The organism is Bacillus sp. AY18-3, from assembly GCF_008042305.1.
GTDB lineage: Bacteria > Bacillota > Bacilli > Bacillales > Bacillaceae_G > Bacillus_A > Bacillus_A wiedmannii.
Window position 1 is genome coordinate 22509 of the sequence record NZ_QKQR01000032.1, and the last position, 26729, is coordinate 49237.

A 26729-nucleotide genomic window follows, 5' to 3' on the forward strand; every position below is an offset into this window, starting at 1 on the left:
AGAAAATACAACTCCCCCCACAATGACCTTTTTAGAAATCTATGCAACAGAGCCTTTATAGTAAGAGTAACTTGTTGGGAATGATCAAAAAATCTATATTGTAATATAAAAAATCACTATGATATGAAAGGATACCTTACAACAATCCCAATAAATTCTTCTCAATAATTGAAAATAAAATCAATCCAGATTATTATATTGTTATTGTAAATTTATTTTATTGAAGGAGGATACATAGATGAAAAGCTCAAAAGGCTCTATTGAATCAGAGATAAGCAAAGCAATTACTCATTGGGAAAAGGACTACTTAGGACGCGGTTCTATATCCGTTAAGACAGATATATTACGGGATATGATTATCGTAAATTTACAAGGTATTTTAACCCCGGCTGAATATACTGTTTGCGAAACAAAAGATGGCATGCTAACGATAAAGAAAAACCGTTCGGAGCTAGTTGAATCTGGAATTGATGATTTGAAAGAGATTATACTAGAATTAACTGGAGAGAAAGTGAAAAGCTTTCATACGGATATAAGCTCCCGTACAGGCGAACGAGTAATGATTTTTAAATTGCTTCATAATCTTGAGGAAAAATTTTAAAAATAAAACTTAAGGTTAGTGGAAGGATTAAGAAACCTACAAGTTTTGCACTTTATTTAACTTTATTAACATGCTAATAATTAAAAAACTTGAAGTTATTTAGGTATAATAAATCGTAATTCAAATAACTCTTAAAAAACTGATAAAGAAATTGACAAACTGCTTAATATGGTTTATCTTATAATTGTTTTAAAAAATTGATAGATGCTCATTTTAACAGTTTGCTATAATTAAGGCTTTAGCATTTTTTTAATATGTAATATTGACTAAATGAAAAAGTTTCTTAATGAAAAGATAGCGTATAACATAAATTGATATATTTGATTGCATAATCTAGGAGATCAGAAATATACTTTTCTTTTTAACAGGATTAATACATACATTATTATCCTCTATACAATGGGAGCTCTTCAAAAAACTTTATTGAAGTTAGTTGAAGTGAAACCGACAATCTCCATAATTCAATGATGATATAAAATCATTGAATTATGGAAGTTGTCGGTTTTTTTTATGGGAAAAAACGATGTACTGAAAAGAGTGAATGAAAATTGAAATTAAAAAACTATCTTACTTAAAAGGAATTTTTATAGGTTATTTTCGTTTGGAAGGGAGTATTGTACATGTTAATTTCGCTGAGTTCATCAACACTGTTAACATTATTTTTTATGGCGCTTAGCGCTTCTTGGCTAAGTGGATTATTGTTTTTACATGCAAGGATGCCTTTACGTTTTGTTCATATCCATATTGGTATCGCTGCTTTGCCTTCATTGTTTTCTTTACTCGCACTTGTTAATCACAATGGAGATAGAGTTGTGGGGCCTTGGCATTTAGATACTTTAGCTTGGTTCATGGCTTTCTTTGTTCTTACAATTGGTTTAGTCATTCAGCGTTTTTCTATACGTTACTTACTGGGAGATCGCTCATATCGAAAATACTTTGCACTTTTTACATTTACTACAGGTATATCTTCGGTTGCATGGTTAAGTGATGATCTTCGTTTCATGATTATGTGTTGGGGAGCAACTCTTATAGGATTGGTTCTACTCATAGGGCTAAATAAAGGGTGGAAAGTGGTTAGTGAAGCAACAAAAATTTCTAGTTATTTATTTACAATAAGCTGGATTGCTTTGCTAGCAGCTATCATTTGGCTTTTTCAAGTTACTGGACAGTGGCAGTTAACATTAGTTTTAACGAATGAAAATGTAGCTCAATTTGGAACGTTGGAGAAAACAGGAATTAACTTATTGATTATAGTAGCTGTGATGATTCCAGCAGCACAATGGCCTTTTCAAAGATGGTTAATTGAGTCAGCTGTTGCTCCAACTCCTGTTTCTGCTGTTATGCATGCGGGGTTAGTAAATGCTGGCGGTATCATGTTAACTAGATTTTTACCTCTTTTTCATGATGATATGGCACAAATCATTTTACTAATTTTCTCTAGTATTTCTGTCTTAATCGGAACAGGAATTAGCCTAGTTCAGGTTGATTATAAACGTCAGCTAGTGGGGTCAACTATTGCACAAATGGGGTTTATGCTTATTCAATGCGCATTAGGAGCTTATTTGGCGGCTGTTATTCATTTAATTTTACATGGTTTGTTTAAAGCTACATTGTTTTTACAAGCTGGTTCTTCCGTACAACGTTTTGGGGCAGTGAAGCAGTCTAATGAAAAGATATCTGATTTATGGATTATGGTCGGACGTGTTTTCGGATTATTTATAGCGATTGCTTTTTGGTTTACGACTTCTGGAGAAGGGTATGAATTAGTTAGTGCGTTCATCTTAGGGTGGTCATTATACTTTTCATGGAAACAACTTGTTGTTTTTGGAGAGGGAAGAATTGTTGGCGTATTTATTTTAGTTGGATTTTCTCTCATTTACTTTACCGTTCATAATTCTCTTTATAAATGGTTGCATACTGACATGTATCCAAATGTTCAACCTTCAGTTTCAGCCGTTATTTTTGTTATATGTCTCTTATTATTTGGTAGTGTTATTAGTACTCTCGTTACTCATAATCAATCCTCTACTATATTTGCTGTAATGTATCTTTGGTTCGTTCGAGTAGGGGAGGCGAGACAAAAGTCAGTAGAAAGTCATCCGAGCTATCTTAAACATTATGTATCAAAGGGAGGTAATCAGTGATGAGCATACCGTCAATCGTAACGAAAGAAACTTTAAAAAAGAAAGATACAAACATTGAAGTACAAGAAAATAATATGAATGAGTTAGTTGAATCTGCTAGCCGAGTGATTGCACCACTTTGGCCGATCGCTACATTTGCAGCTCATCACCCTTGGATGGGACTTGAAAAACAATCATTTGAACAAGTTGCAGATTGGTTAAAAGAAATTCGTAATGTGGATATATATCCTAGTGCTGCTATGATTCATTCGGCAAAGGCAAAAGGAGAGATTGAAGAATCATTTTTACAAAATGGCTTGTCTCATTGGCTTGATTCACAATCTTTTCATATCCCGCGAAAGAAAGCGGAGCAGTTTTGCCAAGCAACTTTAAAATTAGAGAAATTACCTTCTAGCCTATTATCATCGCCACAATTAAATAAACTGGCAGAAGAAATGAGTTATATAAATACAGGAAGTATGAAAGACTCTCCTATGCAACCTGTAAGTTCACTTATAGAGAATCAAAAGGGTGAAAACCTATCTGATATTCTTAATTATCATATCATTAAATGGTGTAAATTATATTTGGATGACTCCGGATCAAGTTGGACGATGCCAAATCGAGAGAAAGGTTTGTATCGTGCATGGCATCACCTTATTAAATTTGATCCAGCGCTCAGTAAAAATGAGCGTAGCATTTTAAAAGATTGGCCAGAGGATGCCGAGGTAGCTTTAACAAGAGCTTTATCTGAATTAGGAATTTCTGAATCTAACAAGCAAGCTTACCTTGAAGGGCACTTGCTTGCTTTGCCTGGGTGGGCAGGAATGATACTATGGCGTTCCCAACAATCAATTCAGGAACAGGAACTTATGATTGAATATTTAGCAGTTCGAATTTCTATGGAGCTGGCCATTGTCAAACCTTATTTACCTACAAAAAATCAAAAGGCTGAGAAGAAAGTTGCGATTGTCCCACTTATAGCTTCTTGGATCTATTGGGGGAATATTTCAACCCTGGAATGGTCACAAATGTCTGCAGCTGAACAAAGCGAATTATTAGCATTTGCATATCGTTTTGATGAAAATATTCGCAGGAAACTTTGGCTAGAAGCTTGGGAACAGACGCATGCAGAGCAATTAAGGGAAAAGATTGTTTCTAAGCAACGTGCAACTAATGATAAAAAACGTGTATTAGCTCAATTAGCATTTTGTATTGATGTACGTTCAGAACCGTTTCGTCGCCACCTAGAAAAATTAGGTCCGTTCGAAACGGTTGGAATAGCTGGTTTCTTTGGGTTACCAATTGCGACTAGTGAACTAGGTAGTAATGACAGTCATCCTTCTTTGCCAGTTATATTAAAACCGAAACATCAAATAAAAGAGCTCACGGATGAAAATGAATATAAATCTTATCAACAACGTAAGAAGATAGACAGCTCAGTAAGTTATACGTTTAAAATGATGAAACAAAATGTACTTACAAGTATGTTACTACCTGAGATAAGTGGTCCTTTACTTGGTCTACAAATGATGACAAGAAGTTTTGTGCCAAGAAGAGTAGGTAGTTTCATTCGTAACCTTCGCAAAACAATGTTACGAAAACCTGATACGACATTCTCACTTAATCATGTTCATGATACAAAATGTGAGATGCCTATCGGTTTTACTAAAGAAGAAAAAGTGAACTATGTGCGTCAAGCTTTAAAAATGGTGGGATTAACAGAAAAATTCGCGCCTCTAGTTGTAATGTGCGGACATAGTAGTCAAAGTACGAACAACCCTTATGCTGCAGCGCTTGAGTGTGGTGCTTGTGGCGGAGCAGCAGGGGGATTCAATGCAAGAGTTTTTGCTACTTTATGTAATCTTCCAGAAGTCAGAGAGGCTTTGTCTGCTGAAGGCATTAAAATTCCGGAGGACACCATTTTTGCAGCAGCTGAACATAAAACAACAGTGGATGAATTGGAATGGATTTACGTCCCAGAACTTTCGGAAACTGCGCAAGAAGCACTTGATCGTATTGAGTCGGTTATGCCAAATGTGAGCCAACATGCAAATAGAGAGCGTTTAACACAATTACCTAATTTTAAAACGAAAATAAAAAATCCGAGTAAAGAGGCACATCGATTTGCAGAAGATTGGAGTGAAATACGTCCGGAATGGGGATTAGCCCGTAATGCATCTTTTATTATCGGACAACGAGAATTAACTCAGGATTGTGACTTAGAAGGTAGGGCTTTCCTTCATAATTATGATTGGAAACAGGATGAAAGTGGCGATATATTAGCTAGCATCATTGCAGGGCCAGGAACAGTAGCTCAGTGGATAAATTTACAATATTACGCTTCAACTGTAGCTCCTCATTATTATGGTAGTGGAAACAAAACAACCCAAACCGTAACGGCAGGTCTCGGTGTTATGCAAGGAAATGCAAGTGACCTGTTGCCAGGCTTACCTTGGCAATCGGTTATGCAGTCAGATAGTGAGACGTATCATTCACCACTTCGTTTACTAATTGTAATTCAAGCACCTATTGAATATATAGAGCGTTTGCTAAATGCCGATCTCACATTTCGAGAAAAAGTTCAAAATGGATGGGTTAGACTGGCGAGTGTTGATCCAGAAGGACAATGGAAAAACTGGTAACAATTATGTAATGAATAATCAACTATCGTTACTAGTTTAAAAGTTCCATAAATACAATAATGAAGAAGGAGTGCTCCATATGAATTCAAAGAATAAAAAAGTATTATTATTAACAGACATTGAACACGGAATAGAGCCTATTATCCAACAAGTAACTAACATTCAACGAGAAAGCATGTTGACTATACACAGCTATGATTCTGTAATTGTACATCCTTATGGAGATATAATGAGATCTATTATTATTGCTATTTATCAAGAAAAAGTTGAAGAAATTATTGTTGTCGGAATAGAGGATAAAGAAACTGATATAGTTAATCTACAAATTCAACGTGATTCCATAAAAAATAACAGAGAAATAGACTATCTCTTTAAAAATTGCATGCCTGAATTTTCAAGTGGTAGCCTGAATGCATGGCTAAGTGGACAAGAAAATGTTAGTGAAAATATTGAGAAGAGTATAGATATGATTCGTCATCATCCGTTAGTACCTTCTGATATTAAAGTTCATGGTTTCATGATTGATAGAACAGGTGAAAAAGAAACGGTTGTTAAAATTGCTACTAATAAAATAGTTGAAAAAGTTAATTAATCTATTAAAGACAAATAAATTCTTATGTATAAATTACTGTTATATAATAAAATTTAATATGTTTTAAGAATTAGAAGGGATAGTTATGCAAAAAAAAATTATTGTTATGTTTCAAAAAGATTTTCGTTTATATGATAACCCAGCTCTATTTGAGGCTGTTCAGTCTGGTGAGGTTCTTCCGGTATATGTACAAGATGAAACTTTTTCAATAGGAAGTGCATCAAAGTGGTGGTTACACCATGCTATAATAGATGTCCAAAAGCAACTTGAGGCATTGGGATCTACTTTAATAATTCGCAAAGGAAATACACTGGAAGAAATACTTTCTCTCATAGAACAATTAGGTATAACGGCTGTATATTGGAATATTTGTTATGATCCGGACAGATTACAATCTAATCAAAAAATGAAAATAATGTTAGAAGGTAAAGGTATTATCTGTAAGGAATTTAATTCGCATTTATTATTAGAACCGTGGATTATTAAAAAGAAAGATAACACTGAATATAAGGTGTTTACGCCTTTTTACAATGCATTTCAAAAGCAGGAAATACCTAAGCCTATTAGTAAAGTGCAGCGTATAAAGGGAGGAAACTCTTTACCAGCAAGCTTATCTGTTTCAGAATTACATTTGCTGCCGACTATACGGTGGACATCTCATATTGAATCAATATGGGAGCCTACAGAAGAAGGGGCATACAAAGCATGTAAGAAATTTTTCTCTAGCAAATTAGCCTCTTATAGTGAAGGAAGAGACTTTCCAAATCAAAATGCTCATTCGATGTTGGCACCATATCTTTCATTTGGCCAAATATCAGTGAGGTGGATGTATCATTACTTAATCAATAAAAGTACCGAAAGACAATGTAGTCTTTTTGAAAAACAAGTGAATAGTTTTATCCGTCAATTGATTTGGCGAGAGTTTTCTTATTATTTGCTATATCATTATCCATTTACAGTATATAAACCTCTTAATAAGAGCTTTGAACATTTTCCATGGAATAATGAAGAGGAGTTATTAACAGTATGGCAGAAGGGTGAAACTGGTTATCCGTTTATTGATGCGGGAATGCGGGAACTATGGCAAACAGGTTTTATGCATAATCGAGCAAGAATGGCTGTAGCCTCTTTTCTTGTAAAGCATTTGTTAATTCCGTGGCAAGAAGGAGCAAAATGGTTTATGGATACACTACTAGATGCTGATATTGCAAATAATACAATGGGATGGCAATGGGTTGCTGGAAGTGGGGCAGATGCATCACCGTACTTTCGTATTTTTAATCCCATCACACAAGGAGAAAAGTTTGATAAAAATGGAGAGTATATAAGAAGATGGGTACCAGAATTAAGAGATATGCCTAATAAATATATACATAAACCTTGGGATGCACCTGAGCATATTTTACAAAAGGCCAATATAAAGCTTGGTCATACATATCCTTTACCAATTGTTGATCATAAGGCAGCACGTGAGAGAGCACTTTTTGCATATAAAAGTATGAAAGAGTTCGTATAAAATAGATTAAACAATATGTATTTGAAATTTAAATATTAGAAATTTATCCATTACGAGGACATACTAATCATATAAAGTTTCTATAATCTTCTAGTAAAAAGGAGAATGTTTATGAAAAAATCTAGTATCATAGTATTTTTACTAACATATGGTTTGTTTTATGTTTCTAGTATTTTCTTTCCTATTGATCGTATGTGGTACGATGCACTAGAAAAGCCGTCTTGGACACCTTCTGGTATGACAATTGGAATAGTTTGGGCTGTATTATATGGACTTATTGCATTGTCGATTACAATTATTTACAAAAAATATGGTCGTAAGCCAAAAACATTTTGGTTTGTATTCCTTTTAAATTACATGTGCAATCAAGCGTTCAGCTACTTTCAATTCAGTCAAAAAAATTTATTTTTAGCAACAGTAGATTGTTTACTAGTCGCTATTACTACGTTACTTCTCATAGTGGTTTCTTCCAAATTATCTAAAGTATCGACATGGTTGCTAATTCCATATTTTTTATGGTCTGCATTTGCTACATATTTATCTTGGACCATTTATAGTATAAATTAAAGAAGTAAATGAAAACTTGAGCATAATAAAAATGCTCGAGTTTTTATGTTTACTAATGAAAATCTAAAATATAGAATATATACATCTTAGGGAGGTCATCTTTGTGAAGAAATGGATAAAAATTACGCTGTACTCTTTACTAGGTATTTTACTTATAGGAAGTATTAGTTTTTTTGTTTGGTCTCAGTTTACTTATAAACCGACGAAAGAGGCTTTATCGTTAGTAGAGGATAAAAAAGATGAAGAGAATATAGTTTTTGGAGAGAAAGATGGTAAAATAGGGGTTATTTTTTATCAAGGAGCTAAAGTAGAAGCTGAGGCTTATAGTTACTTAGGGGAAGCTCTCGCAAAAGATGGACATTTTGTAGTGTTGCCTAAGTTGCCATTAAATTTAGCGATATTTGGAATCAATGCAGTAGACAGTGTAATAGAACAGTATCCTGAAGTTCAGAAGTGGTATGTTGCGGGGCATTCAATGGGGGGAGCTATGATTTCTAAGTATGCTTTTCAACATGAAGACAAGATAGACGGGATCATTTTCTTAGGTTCGTATCCTGCAGATGACTTCTCTACGAAATCGATTCCGATGTTATCAATTTATGGGGAAGTAGATGCTTTAGCAACAGTAGAAAAAATAGAGAACAATAAAAAGTTCATGTCAAAGAATACAACTATGCACATGATAAAGGGCGGAAATCATGCTCATTTTGGCATGTACGGTGAGCAAAAAGGTGATAATGCGAGCTTAATTACGCCAAAAGCACAACAAGATGAAACAGTGAAAGTAATTGAAGAATGGTTGTTAAAACAATGATAATGAATGTAATAAAGTGATCGAAAGAATTCTCCTTCCTCAAAATATCTTAATGGTAGGTTGGAGAGGGAATTAAGAGCCAGCTCATAAGAGTAGGCTCTTTTATTTAACTTCTACCTCTAATTGCTTCCTTATTTTCTCCGGAATATCTTTTTCAGAAATAACGTCGTAAGAATACACATACTTTCCTTTTACATGAATTTTCAAGTAAGTTTTTTTTATAAAATCATTAGGGGTGCTAGTTCCTACTGTATATTCTTTCTCATTCTTTGATTCATCAACACCTTTTAGGGCGTACATAGCTCGTCCTTTATGATGATAATCGGGAACACCATATCCTTTCGCAATGGCGTATACATTTTTTTCTTCAGCAATCGGATTAAATCTATCCAAATCCCCCCGTAATATGAAAGGTAGTAAGTATATAGGTAGGCCTATTCCTAGTATGCAAAGTACAAATTTCTTCATGATCATTTCTCCTCTTGTTCATTTACAGGATTCAGTATAGAAAAAAATTCTTATAAATATAGAGGGAAATTCCTTAAGGTTTTCTTAATAAAGTTTAACCGTGTGAAAAAGATTAACTTGCGTATTAAGCTTACAGAATGAATAGCCAAATCCCCTGTTTTCTTTATTTTTTGATGGTAGGTTATTTGGTTTTATATTGGTATGAGTGAATTAAGAAATAAGTGAGAGTTAGGAACTAGAATAAATGTATCGTACAGTAATAAGAGAATTATCTAAATAAATTATAGTGAGAACAATTAAAGAAAGCATCTAGTGGGGGGCTTTTTTCTTTTGAAACAGAGAATCTCATGGGTCGGTTACATGTAATTTCGTGCTGTACTTCTAGGTCATTGGAAAATCCAACAATAAAAAAAGAGGGGGAAGGCGTTTTTTATTGAAGTTTGTTAATGATAGATTTTTAACTTGAGAGGGGGGATTGTAAAATAGATTATTAATCTCTTTGGTAATTTTTATTTTCCTTATAGTTGGCATATTGTATTAGAAATTTTAAATTTTGAAGGGAGAATCAATAAGTATGGGTAAGAAAAGAAGAATAAGTAATAAGTTATTACTTATCAGTGCAATTTTTACAATAGCAATTCCCTCAGTCTCATATGCGGAGGAAGTAATTTCACCTGAAAATTTTAAGAGCTCTTCAAATTTGTATAAGGGACGGAATACGGAAATTTTGAAAACAAATTTATATCCTAATACATATAATAATCCATTTAACCACCAATTTATTTCAAAATTAAAGGAAGTAAACACAAATATAAAAAAAATAGACAATAGTGATGATGAAAATCCTATTATATCTACTACTCTTTCATTTATTCGCCATATGAATAGTGAAGATTATAAATCTGCATTTGATTTAACCTCAAGGTCATTACAGAAAATAATATCCGAAGAATGGTTGAAGAGCTATTGGGAGGGACTTCCAGTTCAATTACAAGCAGGTTCTTTTATAGAAATTGGAGAGGTTACACAAAAAGAGACAAATCCTGTTCATACAAATGTGGAGATTCAATTAGTTTTTGAAAAAATGACTGTACCTTTACTAATTAAACTAGATCCATCTGGAAAAATAGACGATTTTCAACTAAGCATGTCGTTTAGTCCTGTTGCTGAGCGTCCATCATATAGTAAGCCTGAATCATTTGTTGATAAAGAAGTAGTAGTTGGAAGTGGTGCATTTCCATTACCAGGAACATTGTCGGTTCCAAAAGGAAATGGTCCTTTTCCAGCGGTTATTCTTGTTCAAGGATCAGGAGCAACTGATCAGGATGAAACAGCGTTTGCTTTAAAACCATTTCGCGATTTAGCTGAAGGTCTTGCATCGAAGGGAATTGCTGTCCTTCGCTATAATAAACGAACGTATGAACATGGGTTGAAAACACAATTCAGTCCCTTCTATACAGTTGATAAAGAGACAACAGATGATGCTCTTCTTGTAACTCAATTTCTTAAAAATGAGCCTCTAATAAATAAGAATCAAATATATATTCTTGGTCATAGTCAAGGTGGAATGATGCTTCCGAAAATGATTGAAAAAGACCAAAATCAAAATATTGCTGGGGCAATTGTAATGGGTGGGCCAGCTCGTACGATTCAAGACGTTGTTTTAGATCAATTTGAGTATCTTTTTTCTATTGGAGCAATGAACCAGGAGCAATATAAATTCTACAAATCGCAATTTGAATTATTAAAGGATCCAAATTTCTCTGGTCAGAATCCTTCAAAAGATTTTTACTTAGGATCAGCAGTATTTTGGGATTCTATTCGGAAAATTAAAGCAGCAGAAATGTCAAAAGAACAAAAGACACCGCTTCTTATTATTCAAGGGGAAAGAGACTATCAAGTTCAATCAAAAATCGAAATTCCTCTTTGGAAAGAACAATTAAAAGAACGAGATAACGTTGATTATCAGCTATATCCAAAGTTAAATCATTTCTTTACAGAAGGGGATGGAGAAATAAGTAAACCGGATGAATATTATAGTCCTGCTAATATTCCTGAGTATGTTATAAATGATATTGCTGCTTGGGTGCAAGGAAGATCGCAATTAAATTAGCAACTATATGTTTTAATAAAGACTTTCTTCCTGTAATCAAACTAGAAACATTATTAGGTTATATGTTTTTTAGCACTCTTTTAAAAAGAGTGTTTTTTTATTTTCCTTTGATTTAATTAACGAAAAAAAATATCTTGTACTCCTTTTGTAACTTTTTTAAATAGAAATTTTCTATAAAATAATGGACTTGTCTTCCAAACAAAGCGTTATTTGTAACCCTGTTATCAAAGCAAAGTGCTCGTGACATTTCTTTGATATTTAAAAACATTAATAACCTATTGTGTGAAGTTTTTTGAAAATTTAGGTTTAACATCTTTAAAATAGGTGTATTACATATTACATAACAACTAAATAAGAAAATAAAAAATCTAAGGGAGGAAAAATACAATGCATAAGAATGAAAGAAAACCGGTGGTTCATGAATATGAAAATGAACAGGAAGTAGTTATGAAAGTAAAAGAGCTAGAATTGCAAGGGATTCGCCAAGATGACATTTACGTTTTAACACATGAAACACATCTAACAAAAAAGATTGCGGATGATACAAACACAAATACGATTGGAGTAAAAGAACAAGGATTGGGTACAAGTATTATCAACTTTTTCTCCAAAAAAGGGGACGAACTCCGAAATCAAATGGAGGAAATGGGGTTGTCGAAGGAGGAAGCTAATTTATATGAAGAAAAATTAGATCAAGGGAGAATTTTACTTCTAGTAACAGCTGAAACACCAACGGCGAGTGATAGACAGCCGCAAAACTATCATTCTCTCTAATAGATTGCAACATCTGATAAATAGGTAAGTTAATTATTTTAGGTTGTAGTATGGAAGAAAATAAAAGTAGAGAAGGGTGAGAAAAATGAAACATACAATATTTAAATATGCTGTGATTGGGATTACGACCGGAGTCATGGTCTCCCTATTAAAAAAAGAAAATCGGAAAGCTATACAAACAAAAGGAAAAAGCGTAAAAGACAAACTACAAGAAGGAAACATAAAGGAAACATTAGAGAAGGTAACTGAGACAAGTAAACAATTCTCTGTAACTGCAGCTAATGTTGCAAAACAAACATTACCACAACTGCTTACAGCCACACCGGTTGTCATTTCTACTATTAAAGATTTAACAGAAAACGAAAATAACAAAAAGAAAAAAGATGAAAAGGATAACGAAATAAATCAAAATAGTAAGGACATAGACGGAGAAAAAACGAAAAATGAAAAGAAATATATGAAAGAAGGGAAAGAAGAGAGTGCTTAGATTTAATTCTAAAAAGAGAAAGTGAGGAAAAAAGTATGAAATCTCTGTATGCAATTGATGTAGGAATTGGTTTTACTAAGCGGGCATATCGACAGGATGTAGATTCTGAGGTGACGATTAAGAGTGAAGCTTCCACACTAGCCCCTGTACCTAATCATGCTGAAAGTGAAGATTTAACAAAGGTAAGTTTTATAGACTTAGACTTTGCATACTACATGGGAAATGAAGCACATCAATCTGACGCTTCATTTCTTCCTCCATTTGAAGAAGAAATAGAAAATTATTATGAAAGCGAACAGTTTAAACAACAAATATTTGGTTGCATTGCAAAGGATTATAAAGAAAATGTCGTGTTACCTTTAGTTGTGACCGGGCTTCCCGTTACTTATTTTGGTAGTCAGCATGAGCAATTACAACGTGCACTAAAAAAAGAAACTTCCGTGCAAATTGATGGGAAATTTATTAATATTACGGTGGAAAATGTTTTGATTCTTCAGCAACCGGTTGCTTTACATGCCTATTTCTTAAAAGAGGGAATCATTCAGGAACAAGATCGTATCTTAATTATTGATGGTGGATTTCGTACATTAGAAATGACAGATATGAAACAGAATGTCATTTTAAATCATTATGAGACGGAACTAGGATGTAGCAAGCCTTTGAAAAATATTAAGAATATCCTGCAGAATCATGCAGGGGAAAGTGATGACTTGCATATTAACGACATGCCAAAAATATTAGAAAAAGGATATGGAGGTCGAGAAGAAAATCATCAGACAAGTCAGGTTAATACTTTGATTCAAGAAGAGTTGGATACACACTTCCAAGACGTTATGCGTGTATTACAAGAACAATTTAAGTTAGACCAGTATGACACTATTATTTGGACAGGAGGAATAGTAGACATCCACAAAAAACGAATTGAAAAAATGCAAGGTGAAATTTCTTCTTTCCGTATGGTAGACGCTTCGAAAGAGGCAGCACTTCATGGATACTATATGATTGGAAGTCAAGTATTTGATGACATCACCAATCAATCTGCATATGAATCCAAATTATAATCACGACCGAAATGGAGTTCGTTGAATAGACGTGCCAAATTATGTGGCTTCTTTTCCACATATAAATAAGAAAAGATACAAAGTGCTTGTATAGAGGAAAAGTTTAAAATTTAGAATGAAAATAACTAATATATAGGAGGTCTTCCTTGTAACAGAAGAAGACCTCCTATGCCATTTAGTTTGTAATTTAGAGGATCTAAAAACTTTTCCTCCAAGACATGAATACCTACATATAAATTTCATATTACGGATATTATTCGATGAAACATAAAACTATTCAGAAAGGAAGAATAATATGGAATGCATAAAAATGCCGAAATGGGATTGGTATCATGTGAAAACTAGTGAACTTGAAAAACTTTCTTCTATAATCCCTCGTGATGTAACATCTTATTTCTCTCAATTTGTAAAAAAAATAAGTTCTCCTTGTGAAAATGGATTATATGTTTATACGTTATCACCAAGTCAAACTTGTGTATATGGTTCGTTTTTATATGATCAAGATAAAAAGGACGCCAAAATTCAAAAATTTCTTCATTATTTCGTAGCTCATGGAATACTGATAACGGTCCAGGAAAAAGAGGAAGAGGATTTCCAAAAATTAATACATAATTTCCCTATGGGTATAAAAAAATGTAATAGTTCCACTGAAGGATTATGTGCTATCTTATCAATATTTATATCTCACTATTTACGAAAGGTTGACTATTTTGAAAATAATTTCAGAAATGTGTTATGGGATTTTTATCATCATAATAACATAGCAGTTTTAGAAAGAATTTATCATATTCGTCATGAATTATTTATGAACACACATGTGTTTCGCTTAATACAAGAAGTGTTGCAAGGCTTGGAGGAAGCTTGGTTAGAAAACCTAACAAACACCCTTTGTTATAAACAAACACACGTAAAATTAGAGCGTGGATTACAACTTGTTAAAGAGTACCAAGAAGAATTAGACACGATGATTCATTTACAAGAAGTTGTTTCTTCTCATCGTGGGAATGAAATTATGAAAGCTCTTACTGTATTAACTGCTGTAAGTACGCCTTTGACGGCCTTAGGAGCATTGTGGGGGATGAATTTTAAATACATGCCTGAACTGGAATGGAAATATAGCTATTTAATCGCTCTCTTATTTATCATTTTCACAACAGGGGGGATGTATTTGTATATGCGAGTCAAAGGATGGACAGGTGATTTATTACGAGTAAAGAAAAAGAAATCTTTTTTTAAATCTAATTAATCCTGTTTATAAAAAATATGATAGATATTAACCTAGATATATGGTTAGTAATATTTATTAATGGGGGTAGTGCCATATCCCCATCAAGTTAAAATTTTGATGTCCCCGCAATGATAAAAATGGTGAATATTTATATGAAAGATTAGAGCTCTCCTACACGAAGGAGGGCTCTAATCTTTGTTTAAAAACTATATTATATAAATGGGCAGACACATCATCTGAAATTTGTCCGGATTCAATTTAGAATATGACAAAAGAGAACTTGCGTTAGAAAACAAGCTCTCTTTAAAAGAAATAACGCAATTGAGATACTTATATAGTAACAATTGTTTTCTTCTAATTCTATATGTCTTATGTTGAGAAATAAATTATAAGTGGCTTGATAAAGCTAAAACGAATTATTGACATAATATTTTGACGATAATATAATAAATCTCGAATTCAAGATAACTTGTAAAGGATTGGTAATTAGGAACGTGAGTAACGATGAGAGCTTATCTTTAAAGTTATTTGTTATATTATCAAGGGCAGTACAGTCAATCACTAAGCGTATTGAAGAGGATATAAAAAGTTATAGACTTAATCCAACTGAATTTGCAGTGCTTGAGCTACTATACAGTAAAGGCGATCAGCCTATAAAAAATTGGAGACAAAATATTATTTGCAAGTAGTAGTATCACGTATACGTCAATTACTTCAGAAGGTATTGAATTGATGGATACTATTTTTCCACAGCATAAAGAGGGGATTCGGCAAATATTTGATAGTTTGGACTATATGGAGAAGAAATGATAATTAAAGAGTTGAAAAAGTTAGGATGTTACACACGGAAATTGTAAGTTTTTAGAGGTTATTTCTGTTTAGTAATATCCTAATTAAATATAAATTAAATAAATAGGAGGAAAAATTAATAAATAGTAGTAAATTTGTTGTAATACAAAATAAAAAAATTATGTAATTGCAATTAGTGTAGTAGGTAATAAAGTTGTTATGTTAACGTATACATATTGTCCTTTTCATTATAAATCTTTCATAAAGCGGAGAGTGGGTATCAAGAATGGAATTACGTCATTTAGAGTATTTTATTCAAGTTTGTAATAATAATAGTTTTACTAAAGCTGCGGAAGTTCTAGGTATTTCACAGCCGACTTTAAGTCAGCAAATACGTGTGTTAGAAGGTGAACTTGATACACCCTTGTTTCATCGAGTTGGAAGAGGTATCAAAATGACAGAAGCGGGTAAGCTGCTATTTGATAAAGGAAAATTTATCATGCAACAATTTGATGACGTTTATAATGAAATTTTTGAATTAAAGGGTGTAAAAAGAGGTGTGATTACTATAGGAGGTTTATTAGAGGACCTCACTTATTTAACACCTTATATTATGAAGTTTCAACAACATTATCCCAACATTATAGTAAAAATTATAGAATCCGAAGTTGCTGTAAATCAAATCGTTGACAAAAATATTGATTTAGGGATCACACGTAGTGCTCAAATTCCAGACACATTAACAAGCACCCTTTTGTATAGCGAAGAGCTCGTCCTTGTCATCCCCAAAAATCATCCTTTGAATGAAAAATCATTTGTTTCTTTTCGAGAATTAGCAGGGCTGAGTAGAATAATGGCTTCATGTAGTTGTCGTGAATCTATTAAGATATATTGTGAGAGTTTAGGGTTATCTTTATCTGAAGCAAATATAGAAACAAAATCTTCTATTTCTCTATTGAGCCTTGTATATAATGGACATGGCGTTGCCATAATACCTCTTTCACTAGTTGACTTTGTTAATAATGATAATTTGAGTATAGTTCGTATTATTGATCCGACACCAAGTCAAGATATTAATCTTATTCACTTTGATGATAAATTTTTAAGTTTTGCAGCACGTATCTTTATGCAAAAGTTACATGATCCTGAAAAAGTATCAGTATAATAGAAATAATAATGATTCTAGTGTAAAATTTGAAAAAATCTATAAGTCTTGAGGTGAAACCTATATTAAAGTCAAAGGGCAGTGGCTTTATATGTGTGGTGTGATCGATTCAAATGGGAATCCCATTGATTTTTACTTAAGGGAAAAGGACAGACTTTGCCTGGAGAGAAGGCTGTAAAAAACAAGTCAAGTTAATCTATCAACTCTTCGGTCTTCTCGCATAGTAATAGATTCAATTAGGGATATACAATGCTACTTCAAATCTACATATCCTTATTGTAGAAAGAAACCCACCGGCATTATACCGGTGGGTTTGACTTAGAAAGCAAAACAAGTACAACCAATACCCCACTTAGTTCCATCTTTTCCTATTACAGTATGAGTGTGTTGATGGAGAGGGTTACTGCAACTATGTAACTTGTGATCATGGGCATCGTGAGAAAGTATAGTGTGGGCTAGGTTAGCACCACCATAACCATAAACTCCCGTCGGTGACCAATCAGGTGATGCTGGCGGCAATTCAGGTGATAAATTTTTAAATTCATCATTTCCATAAACAACCTGCCCACCCATAATGGTGAGTAATGATTCAAGGTCTTTGATTTCTTCTTCTGGCACAGTAAAGTAGTCAGCAGACAATACAGCAATATCAGCAAACTGACCTACTGTAAGGGTTCCCTTTTTACCTTCATCACCAGAGAACCACGCACTTCCTTTTGAATATAATTCCAGGGCTATTTTTCTATCAAGTTTATTTTTTTCATCGTATATCGAAAGACCACCAATGGTTTTTCCGGCAACCATCCAGTAAAGAGCGACCCAAGGGTTATAGCTGGAAACCCTAGTTGCATCACTACCAGCGCCAACAGGTATACCTAGGTCTAACATACGATAAATTGGAGGAGTACGCTTTGCAGCTTCCTTTCCGTATAAATCAACAAAGTATTCACCTTGAAAAGCCATGCGGTCTTGGATGGCAATACCGCCATTTAAAGCCTTAACACGTTCCATACTACGATCTGAGATTGTTTCTGCATGGTCAAACCACCATCGTAGACCATTAAAAGGAATTTCTTTGTTGACTTCCTCAAATACATTTAAGAAACGTGTGATTGACTCGTCATAAGTTGCATGTAAACGGAATGGCCAACGGTTTTCCACCAATAAAGAAATTACTTTCTTTAAGTCAGCTTCCATCATCGTAGCTAGTTCAGGCCGTGGCATTTGAAATTTTTCAAAATCAGCTGCCGAGAATACTAACATTTCTCCGGCACCATTCATTTTATACTTATCAGTTCCTTGACCGGGAGAAACAATTTTTGCCCATGAAGCAAAGTCTTCATATTCATGATTAGGATTTTGCGTAAATAGATTATAAGCAATGCGCAAAGTTAATTGTTCTTTCTCGGCTAAATGTTCAACAACTTTGTAGTCATCAGGGTAATTTTGGAAACCACCACCTGCGTCAATGGCACTTGTAATACCTAATCTATTTAATTCGCGCATAAAATGGCGAGTTGAATTAATCTGGTCGTCAAAATTAAGTATTGGAGCTTTACCCAGACTTGAATAAAGAATAGAAGCGTTAGGATTTGCAATTAAAAGGCCCGTTGGATTACCTCGTTTATCCCGCTCAATTAAGCAGCCTGGAGGGTCTGGGGTATCTTTTGTGTATCCCAGTGCACGCAGCCCAGCACGATTTACAAGTGCTCTATCGTAAAGATGTAGCACAAAGACAGGTGTGTCTTCAGAAACAGCATTAATCTCTTCCAAAGTTGGCAACCGTCTCTCTTTAAATTGAAATTCAGACCAACCTCCAACTACTCTTACCCACTGAGGAGCAGGTGTACGCCTTGCCTGTTCTTTGAGCATTTCGAGAGCAATGGCAAGTGAAGGCACACCTTCCCATCGTAATTCCATATTATAATGAAGACCGCCACGAATAACGTGTATATGAGAGTCATTCAGGCCCGGAATAGCTCTCTTTCTTTTAAGGTCTATTTTTTTTGTTTTTTCTGTGGCACTATTAAGAAGCTCATCTCCACCTACTGCAGTTATTAAACCATCAGTTATGGCGATAGCAGACACCTCAGGTTGAGAGGGATCAAGGGTAGTAATTTTTCCGTTATATAAGATCATATCCGGTAAATTCATATTCACACCTCGTCTACTTCCTATTATTTTGTAACCATGGATGAAATAATTTACCGAAAACCGGCATAACTACCCATGATAGCAAGGACACTATACATACAGAAACGAAAAAAGCGGACATAATAGGATTCATATGTTTTATAATAGGTCCTATCAATTTAGGAACTAACATGCTAAGAGGCCATACACCCAGAAGGGTAACGATAGACATTTTCCATTTTGGCGGTGGAACTGGCGTTTTCGGAGTAACAAACCAATAGGCCAAACTGCTTTCAGTTTTGTAACTCGGATTAGTAACTTGAAATTGTTCTGCCGTTTTTAACAAATCTCGGCGAACATCTGATTCTTGCCAAGCACGTAGATGCTCATACGTATCAAAGCGAAAAATAACAGTATACTCTCTGGATGCATTATTAGGGACTATTAGATTTACACCTAAATGCCCTGGGAATTTAGTAGCGGCAGCTTCGATTTCATGTCTCCATGTTTCAAACTGTTTTTCTTTACCTTGTTGAATTTTCCATGTAACAATCGTTGTTACTGGATTAGCAGCATCCATCGTGTTCTCTGTATAAGTCTCCTCGACAGCTACTCCTTCTTGTTTCATATTTTCCTGCTTGGAAGCGCACCATGCACCATAGTATATGCGTATTCTACGCCTTGACCATAAGCACCAGTGTGTTCTTTTACAATCTCCATTACCGCATCATAAGTGTCTTTGTGTGCCCAGTCACGTTGATATTCAAGTAAAACTTGAATTGCTGTTACTGGAATTGCACCAGCTTGTTCTACACGACGCATAGCAGCGTTATGTGCTGTCAAACTAGTACCACCTGAAGCATCATCAACTGCATACACCTCATAGCCAGCTTTAATTGCTTCAAGCACAGGGAATGCAAGGCAAACTTCAGTCCAAAGTGCTGCAAATATTAATTTCTTTCTACCTGTTGCTTTAACTGCTTCAACAAATTTTGGATCTTCCCAAGAGTTCATTGAACTGCGTTCTATAATTTCATGGTTTGGGAATATGTCAAGAATTTGCGGCCAAAAATAACCAGAAAAGCTGCGTGTCTCAACTGTAGTAAGAATAGTAGGTACGTTAAAAGTTTTTGCTGATTTAGCAAGTAGCATAACGTTATTAATCAATGTTTGTCTATCAATACTTGCAACTCCAAAAGTCATTTGAGGCTGAAAATCAATCAAGATTAAAGCGCTGTTCTCCGGATTTAATAATTCTAAATTACTCATAATAAAACGCTCCTTTTTTATTATTTAAGATTAAATTTAGAAAGTAATGTATTTTCTGTCAATATAAGCTGTAATCGTAAAAATAAAAGCTTTACTATACTTTTTAATTTAAAAGAGAGTGCTGACTTAATCAGCACTAAATTTATACTATCCATTTTTTTGAAAGTGATTTAAAGCTATTTCTTTGAAATACATTTATGCATTTTGTTTACTAAGGTCTCGTTGAGCTCCTAAATAGCTTCCAATTATATTTTGATAGCCGGGAAGATTACTAGCAAGTAAATTGCCAAAACCTTCAACATCGTTTCGCCAATCGCGTTGTAATTCGCAAGCTACGCTAAACCAGTTCATAAGTTGTACGCCATTATGTGCCATACGCGTATTGGCAGCATCTGCAACTTGTTTGCTGAAAGTTCCTGAAGCATCAGTAACAGCAAATACTTCATATCCAGCTTTTATAGCAGAAAGTGCCGGGAAAGCAACACAAACGTCCGTAACTACGCCCGCGATGATAAGTTGTTTTTTTCCAGTTTCTTCGATTGCTTTTACAAAATCATCATTATCCCATGCGTTAATTTGTCCAGGTCGAGCTATTTTTTGTGCGTGAGGAAAGAGATCAACCAATTCTTGCATTAAAGGTCCATTAGGTCCGTTTTCAAAGCTAGTTGTTAAAATAACTGGTAAATCAAAAAACTTAGCAGTGTGAGCAAGAGCTAAAACATTGTTCTTAAATTCATCAACACCATAGTCACGTACTAGTCCGGACATAAGACCAGTTTGATGATCTACTAAAAGCACGACAGCATCATCTTTGTTAATACGAGAATAGAGATCAGTCATTATGTATTCCTCCTAAAAATTAAGTAATCGAAGAAAGTTTAAATAGTCAAATATTATCATGATTTTCTTCGTTTGTTACGATTAGTTTGTAACTAAGCTGAACGATAATATTAGTTATAACAGCATTCACAGAATATGAAGCGCTATACAAATTTATAGTATTTGAAAACCGATTCATTAATCAATTCTAAATTATCTATAATTCGGATAGATGGTAACTATAGTTATTTTCACCATAAAATTGATTGGTTTTACCTATACATTCTATAGATAGAACGATATTGATAGTTACCTATTTTTGTTATTAGAATTGAATAGGAGGAATTTTCAGTAAATAATTCGTGATGAAAAAGGTAGGAGATGGGGAATTGTCCATAAACAGAAATTCATCGGAACAGTAGAGTTTCATGCATAGAGTTCACAATATAAATGTGCATAAATAGGTTATGAGATTCATTCGGATTATTGAAGAGAAGGATATATATTAAAGGAGGTAGGAGAATGGCAAAAATTACTGTAGGAACCGAAAATCAAGCACCAATTGAGATATATTATGAGGATCATGGTATAGGAAAACCAGTTGTACTCATTCATGGTTGGCCGCTAAGTGGTCGATCTTGGGAATACCAAGTTCCCGCTCTTGTTGAGGCTGGATACAGAGTTATAACATATGATCGTCGAGGTTTTGGAAAATCATCTCAGCCGTGGGAAGGGTATGAATATGATACCTTTACTTCTGATTTACATCAACTATTAGAACAGTTAGAGCTTCAAAATGTCACACTTGTTGGTTTTTCTATGGGTGGAGGCGAGGTAGCCCGGTATATTGGAAAATATGGAACCAATAGAGTAGAGAAGGCTGTATTTGCAGGAGCTGTACCACCATTTCTTTATAAGTCAGCTGATCATCCTGAGGGTGTATTAGATGATGTAGCAATTCAAGGATTTGAAAATGGAGTAAAAAGTGATCGCCTAGCATTCCTTGATGAGTTTACGAAAGGATTTTTTGCTGCTGGAGATCGAACTGACTTAGTTAGTGAACCATTTCGACTTTACAATAGGGATATCGCTGCGGGTGCATCACCTAAAGGGACACTAGATTGTATCGCTGCTTTCAGCAAAACAGACTTCAGAGGCGATTTAGCCAAGGTTAATATACCTACCCTTGTTATTCATGGTGATTCAGATGCAACTGTACCATTTGAATATAGTGGGAAATTAACACATGAAGCAATTCCTAATTCTAAAGTAGTATTAATAAAGGGTGGTCCACATGGGCTAAATGCAACGCATGCCAAAGAATTTAATGAAGCACTCCTATCATTTTTAAAGGGCTGATTACAACTATATAATTGTTACATTATAAACCAGTTGCAATTCTATCATATTTTTTCTAATAAATGGAAATACCTAAAAATGAATAATTTTGAGGAGGTTTTCAATTATGGCAGAAAACCAGGATATGAATTCTCTAGATGAACAAGACGTGAAACGTGAGACATTGACAACACGACAGGGGCACCCTGTGAAGGATAATCAAAATATCCGAACAATTGGGAATCGTGGGCCAGCAACACTTGAAAATTATCATTTCATCGAAAAAATTTCTCATTTTGATCGAGAAGAGGTTCCGGAACGTGTAGTACATGCGCGAGGAGCTGGAGCATTTGGGTATTTTGAAACCTATGGAAAAGTTGGAGATGAGCCGGCAGAAAAATATACTCGTGCGAAAGTATTTTCAGGGGCTGGTAAAAAAACACCGTTAATGGTTCGTTTTTCTACAGTAGCTGGAGCCAAGGACTCACCAGAAACAGCAAGGGATCCACGAGGTTTTGCAGTGAAAATGTATACGGAAGATGGTAACTGGGATTTAGTAGGGAATAATTTGAAGATTTTCTTTATTCGTGATGCGATGAAGTTCCCAGATATGATTCACGCATTTAAGGTTGATCCAGTTTCGAATGTGTCGAATCCTCAGCGGATGTTTGACTTTGTTTCTCGTACCCCAGAGGCAACACATATGATTACATTTTTATTTTCTCCATGGGGTATTCCAGCAACATATCGCCATATGCAGGGATCTGGTGTAAACACTTATAAATGGGTAAATGAAAAAGGCGAAGCTGTATTGGTGAAATATCATTGGGAGCCGAAGCAGGGAATTCGAAATTTAACACAAGAAGATGCAAACAGTATTCAAGCAATGAATGTTAGTCATGCAACACAAGATTTATATGAAGCAATTGAACGTAAAGATTATCCAGAGTGGGAGCTATTTGTACAAATTATGGAGGATGATTATCATCCAGAACTCGATTTTGATCCTCTTGATGATACGAAGCTTTGGCCAGAGGAGCAGTTCCCATGGTTACCAGTAGGACGTATGGTTCTTGATCGTAATCCAGTTGATTACCATTCGGAAATTGAACAAGCTGCTTTTGGTACAGGAGTACTTGTTGATGGTATGGACTTCTCAGATGATAAAATGCTACAAGGTCGTACTTTCTCTTATTCAGATACTCAACGTTATCGCGTCGGTGCAAACTATCTGCAATTACCTGTAAATGCACCTAAGGCACCTGTTCGTACAAATCAACATCGTGGTCAAATGGATATGCGTAATCCGAAAGAGTCTGGAGAAAATCCGCATATTAACTATGAGCCATCTATGCTGGGTGGTTATAAAGATGCAAAACAAGAAAAGCATCATCCACACCAACCGACTTACAATGCGGCTGCTATGAGTGCACCAATCGATCGTCCTAATAATTATGGTCAAGCGGGTCACACATATCGTAGTTTTGAGGAGTGGGAGCGAAATGAGTTGGTTAAAAATCTATCTGAAGCACTTGCAGTATGTGACAAAAGAATTCAGAATGCGATGATTGAACACTTCACACAAGCTGATGAAGATTATGGCCGTCGTGTCAAAGAGGGTATTGAAAAGAAAATGAAAGAAGCTAAAACGGAAAACAAACTTCCAGGTCGCGAAGTAAGTAAATCAAAATATGGCCAAGGTTCATTAGCTGCAAACGAAGCAACAAAAGATGCAGTGAAGAAAAGCCATGAATCAGATCCTTATTAATTAGACGTAAGCACAATAGGATATACTTAGAGGTGCTGTAAAAATGGTTAGGCAGCCTTTCATACGATTACTAAGTAGTTTTGTTTAAAAATATGAGAGGTACTAAATATCATAAGATAGTTGATAAACAAGTAAAAATAAAGCTTTATAAAAGATGCTCTTGGATAAATCCAGGAGCATCTTTTTAAATGCGGAGTAGTGCACTACTGTAATCAATTTAAAGAATTGAAATCTTCCATAACGAAATTTTTGTTCATTTCTAAATAGTGATATCGGGATGTTAGGTTGAAAAATCTCCATTAGTTTCGAATTGAATATTCTTCTTAACAGCTAAAATGTATTGATTAGAGTTTTTTAGGTCTCTTAGGTGGATTGCTATATCACTATCAAGATAATATTTTGAATAGTCCTCAAAATAAAGAAATGCACATATTCTTCTTTTGTGTAGTGAAGTTTCTTAAGTTGGGTGGGGGATCTTTATATCCTAATCCAAAAGTGTAGGCTACAGCCTACAAATAATCATCTCCCATTTAAAATTGTCGTTTTACAACATCGCATTTTTGAGGAAGAAATATCTTGTCAGAAAACAATAAAATCTTATTAATTTTTATAATTGGTAGAATTTTTGTGGAAATAATTCTCTTAATATATTAAAATAACATCGTATTATGTCAGATTTTAATTAGGGGAGAGAAATTTATGTTGAAAAAAATCATTCCAGTTGCTTTAGCATTAAGTACAGTTACTTTTACTAGTGTATTTGCTGCGCCTTCAGCCCAAGCAAGTACAGAACCAAACCGCTACATAGATGTGCAAATGCTCGGTATTAACGATTTTCATGGGCAACTAGACACTGTAAAAAAAATTAACAATAAAGATGCAGGGGGTATTGAGTACTTAGGGGCTTATTTACGTGATCGTGAAAAACAAAATCCGAATACATTAAAGGTACATGCTGGCGATGTTGTTGGAGCAAGTACTCCTGTTTCAGCATTATTACAAGACGAACCTACGATTGAATTTCTAAATGATTTGAAATTCGATGTTGGAACTATAGGGAATCATGAATTCGATGAAGGTGTTGCGGAAATGAATCGCCTTATTTATGGTGGATACCATGAGAAAACAGGGAATTTTAAAGGAGCAAAATTCCCATATGTGGCTGCAAATTTCTATAATAAATCCACTGGTCGTTTATTTTTACCACCATTCACTATAAAAAAGGTACAAGGAGTTCCTGTTGGATTTATCGGAGTCGTAACAACGGATGTTCCTAATCTTGTTATGCCTACTATGCTAAAGAATGTGGAAATTACAGATGAAGTTGAAGCTATTAACAAATCCGTAAAGCAATTAAAAAAACTAGGCGTTAAATCTATTGTTGTTCTTGCGCATAACGGAGGTACAACAGATGGGAACGGCGTAACAAATGGTGATATTGTCCGATTAGCAAATGAGACTGATCCAGAAGTCGATGTTATTTTTGGTGGGCATAGCCACACTTATGTAAATGGAACTGTTAATAATAAACTTGTCGTACAAGCAAATTCTTATGGTATGGCTTTTGCTGATGTTGATGTAAAGATTGATCGTAAAACACAAGATATTGTTGAGAAAAAAGCAGAAATTGTTACAACTTACCATGAAGGCATGGAGCCTGATAAAAAAATAAAGAAGAAGATGGAGAAATATCAAGCAAAAATCGCACCTCTTGTTAATGAAGTTGTAGGTAAGTCTATTGCTCCACTAGATCGCAAACTCAATACGGCTGGTGAATCTACTCTTGGAAATTTAGTTGCTGATGCCCAGCGTACAACAATGCAATCTCAAATTGCACTTATGAATCCTGGTGGTATTCGTAATGACTTAGATGCTGGTGATATTACATGGGGAGAGATATATGGTATTCAACCATTCGGAAATCAATTAATAAAAGTAAATTTAACAGGTCAAGATATTCGTGATATTTTAAATCAACAATGGCAAAAAGACATAACAAGAATGCTTCAAATTTCAGGAATCCAATACACTTGGGATGCGAACAAGCCTAATGGAGAAAAAGTAACAAGTATTCGCCTAACAAATGGAGAAGAAATTATTCCTTCTCAAACTTACAGCGTCGTTGCGAACGCATTTCTAGCTTCAGGTGGAGATGGGTTTGTATCCTTTAAAAACGGTAAAGATGCTGAAACAGGACCAACTGATTTTGAAGCATTAGTAGATTATATAAAAAAATCAAAAGAACCAATTCAATCTGTTATTGATGGAAGAATTCAAAAAATAAATTAGATTTTTATTAGTCTCAAAAACAAATAGATTACCTGTACGCTAACTTTTTCGTGTGCAGGTAATCTATTTTTTATGGGCTTGAAATAAAGTCTTACTGTGGCCAATGGGTATACCGTCTAGATGCAGAGTGCAGAAAACAATGGAGTAGACAAAAAATAACCCCTAAATTA

The 26729-nt window shown here is 34.5% G+C and carries 21 protein-coding genes and 3 pseudogenes; 18 read left to right on the forward strand and 6 right to left on the reverse strand.

What is annotated here, in order from left to right:
* Nucleotides 1-238: 238 nt before the first annotated feature.
* The 7 genes from DM800_RS24610 (at nucleotide 239) to DM800_RS24640 (ending at nucleotide 8858) form a co-directional block, all read left to right on the forward strand.
* Nucleotides 239-601, forward strand: a complete 363-nt coding sequence (locus DM800_RS24610; protein WP_001968557.1) for a Na-translocating system protein MpsC family protein — start codon at nucleotides 239-241, stop codon at nucleotides 599-601.
* 620 nt (nucleotides 602-1221) lie between these two features.
* Entirely contained in the window at nucleotides 1222-2745 is a 1524-nt protein-coding gene (locus tag DM800_RS24615; RefSeq protein ID WP_147787812.1) for an NADH dehydrogenase subunit 5, read from the forward strand.
* A complete protein-coding gene (locus DM800_RS24620) occupies nucleotides 2745-5369 on the forward strand; it encodes a DUF2309 domain-containing protein (RefSeq protein ID WP_147787813.1) in 2625 nt (874 codons plus the stop codon). Before DM800_RS24615 ends, DM800_RS24620 begins: the two co-directional genes overlap by 1 nt.
* A 79-nt stretch (nucleotides 5370-5448) precedes the next feature.
* Entirely contained in the window at nucleotides 5449-5961 is a 513-nt protein-coding gene (locus tag DM800_RS24625; RefSeq protein ID WP_147787814.1) for a carbonic anhydrase, read from the forward strand.
* An 85-nt stretch (nucleotides 5962-6046) separates the two neighbouring features.
* A complete protein-coding gene (locus DM800_RS24630; protein ID WP_147787815.1) occupies nucleotides 6047-7477 on the forward strand; it encodes a cryptochrome/photolyase family protein in 1431 nt (476 codons plus the stop codon).
* Nucleotides 7478-7588: 111 nt separating this feature from the next.
* A complete protein-coding gene (locus DM800_RS24635) occupies nucleotides 7589-8044 on the forward strand; it encodes a TspO/MBR family protein (RefSeq protein ID WP_147787816.1) in 456 nt (151 codons plus the stop codon).
* 103 nt (nucleotides 8045-8147) lie between these two features.
* Nucleotides 8148-8858, forward strand: a complete 711-nt coding sequence (locus DM800_RS24640; RefSeq protein ID WP_147787817.1) for an alpha/beta hydrolase — start codon at nucleotides 8148-8150, stop codon at nucleotides 8856-8858.
* Between the two features lie 102 nt (nucleotides 8859-8960).
* On the opposite strand, the gene DM800_RS24645 is transcribed toward DM800_RS24640, so the two are convergent.
* Nucleotides 8961-9326: a YxeA family protein gene (locus DM800_RS24645; RefSeq protein ID WP_147787818.1), complete on the reverse strand. Its 366-nt coding sequence runs from the start codon at nucleotides 9324-9326 to the stop codon at nucleotides 8961-8963.
* Between the two features lie 574 nt (nucleotides 9327-9900).
* On the opposite strand from DM800_RS24645, the gene DM800_RS24650 reads away from it, so the two are divergent.
* Nucleotides 9901-11439 (forward strand): alpha/beta hydrolase, encoded by a 1539-nt coding sequence (locus DM800_RS24650; protein WP_106382932.1) that lies wholly within the window; start codon nucleotides 9901-9903, stop codon nucleotides 11437-11439.
* A 116-nt stretch (nucleotides 11440-11555) separates the two neighbouring features.
* Here DM800_RS24650 and DM800_RS29750 read toward each other — a convergent pair.
* Nucleotides 11556-11707, reverse strand: a pseudogene (locus DM800_RS29750) (acyl dehydratase).
* 119 nt (nucleotides 11708-11826) lie between these two features.
* On the opposite strand from DM800_RS29750, the gene DM800_RS24660 reads away from it, so the two are divergent.
* The 7 genes and pseudogenes from DM800_RS24660 to DM800_RS24690 all read left to right on the forward strand — a co-directional run.
* Complete coding sequence (locus DM800_RS24660; RefSeq protein WP_088063907.1) at nucleotides 11827-12213, forward strand: YflT domain-containing protein; 387 nt, start codon at nucleotides 11827-11829, stop codon at nucleotides 12211-12213.
* A gap of 85 nt (nucleotides 12214-12298) precedes the next feature.
* Nucleotides 12299-12700, forward strand: coding sequence for a hypothetical protein (locus DM800_RS24665; RefSeq protein ID WP_061671948.1), 402 nt, complete (start codon nucleotides 12299-12301; stop codon nucleotides 12698-12700).
* Nucleotides 12701-12735: 35 nt separating this feature from the next.
* Nucleotides 12736-13761, forward strand: coding sequence for a ParM/StbA family protein (locus DM800_RS24670; protein WP_147787819.1), 1026 nt, complete (start codon nucleotides 12736-12738; stop codon nucleotides 13759-13761).
* Between the two features lie 295 nt (nucleotides 13762-14056).
* The gene (locus DM800_RS24675) at nucleotides 14057-15007 is read left to right on the forward strand and encodes a magnesium transporter CorA family protein (protein WP_147787820.1); all 951 of its coding nucleotides are present in this window, start codon (nucleotides 14057-14059) and stop codon (nucleotides 15005-15007) included.
* Nucleotides 15008-15483: 476 nt separating this feature from the next.
* A pseudogene (locus tag DM800_RS24680) lies at nucleotides 15484-15846 on the forward strand (MarR family winged helix-turn-helix transcriptional regulator).
* 218 nt (nucleotides 15847-16064) lie between these two features.
* Nucleotides 16065-16943: a LysR family transcriptional regulator gene (locus DM800_RS24685; RefSeq protein WP_147787821.1), complete on the forward strand. Its 879-nt coding sequence runs from the start codon at nucleotides 16065-16067 to the stop codon at nucleotides 16941-16943.
* A gap of 55 nt (nucleotides 16944-16998) precedes the next feature.
* A pseudogene (locus DM800_RS24690) lies at nucleotides 16999-17082 on the forward strand (DDE-type integrase/transposase/recombinase); the annotation flags it as partial.
* Between the two features lie 179 nt (nucleotides 17083-17261).
* Here the strand turns inward: DM800_RS24690 and DM800_RS24695 are convergent.
* The 4 genes from DM800_RS24695 to ycaC form a co-directional block, all read right to left on the reverse strand.
* Entirely contained in the window at nucleotides 17262-19097 is a 1836-nt protein-coding gene (locus DM800_RS24695; protein ID WP_147787822.1) for an amidohydrolase, read from the reverse strand.
* A 13-nt stretch (nucleotides 19098-19110) separates the two neighbouring features.
* The gene (locus tag DM800_RS24700) at nucleotides 19111-19704 is read right to left on the reverse strand and encodes an antibiotic biosynthesis monooxygenase (protein ID WP_147787823.1); all 594 of its coding nucleotides are present in this window, start codon (nucleotides 19702-19704) and stop codon (nucleotides 19111-19113) included.
* Nucleotides 19701-20345, reverse strand: coding sequence for a hydrolase (locus tag DM800_RS24705; RefSeq protein WP_000067162.1), 645 nt, complete (start codon nucleotides 20343-20345; stop codon nucleotides 19701-19703). Before DM800_RS24705 ends, DM800_RS24700 begins: the two co-directional genes overlap by 4 nt.
* Nucleotides 20346-20540: 195 nt before the next feature.
* On the reverse strand, nucleotides 20541-21185 hold the full coding sequence (gene ycaC, locus DM800_RS24710) for an isochorismate family cysteine hydrolase YcaC (protein WP_000131218.1): 645 nt from the start codon (nucleotides 21183-21185) through the stop codon (nucleotides 20541-20543).
* A gap of 501 nt (nucleotides 21186-21686) precedes the next feature.
* Between ycaC and DM800_RS24715 the strand changes: the two genes are divergently transcribed.
* The 3 genes from DM800_RS24715 (at nucleotide 21687) to DM800_RS24725 (ending at nucleotide 26559) form a co-directional block, all read left to right on the forward strand.
* A complete protein-coding gene (locus DM800_RS24715) occupies nucleotides 21687-22523 on the forward strand; it encodes an alpha/beta fold hydrolase (RefSeq protein ID WP_147787824.1) in 837 nt (278 codons plus the stop codon).
* A 106-nt stretch (nucleotides 22524-22629) separates the two neighbouring features.
* Nucleotides 22630-24270 (forward strand): catalase, encoded by a 1641-nt coding sequence (locus DM800_RS24720; RefSeq protein WP_147787825.1) that lies wholly within the window; start codon nucleotides 22630-22632, stop codon nucleotides 24268-24270.
* A gap of 699 nt (nucleotides 24271-24969) precedes the next feature.
* The gene (locus DM800_RS24725; RefSeq protein ID WP_147787826.1) at nucleotides 24970-26559 is read left to right on the forward strand and encodes a bifunctional metallophosphatase/5'-nucleotidase; all 1590 of its coding nucleotides are present in this window, start codon (nucleotides 24970-24972) and stop codon (nucleotides 26557-26559) included.
* Nucleotides 26560-26729: the final 170 nt, after the last annotated feature.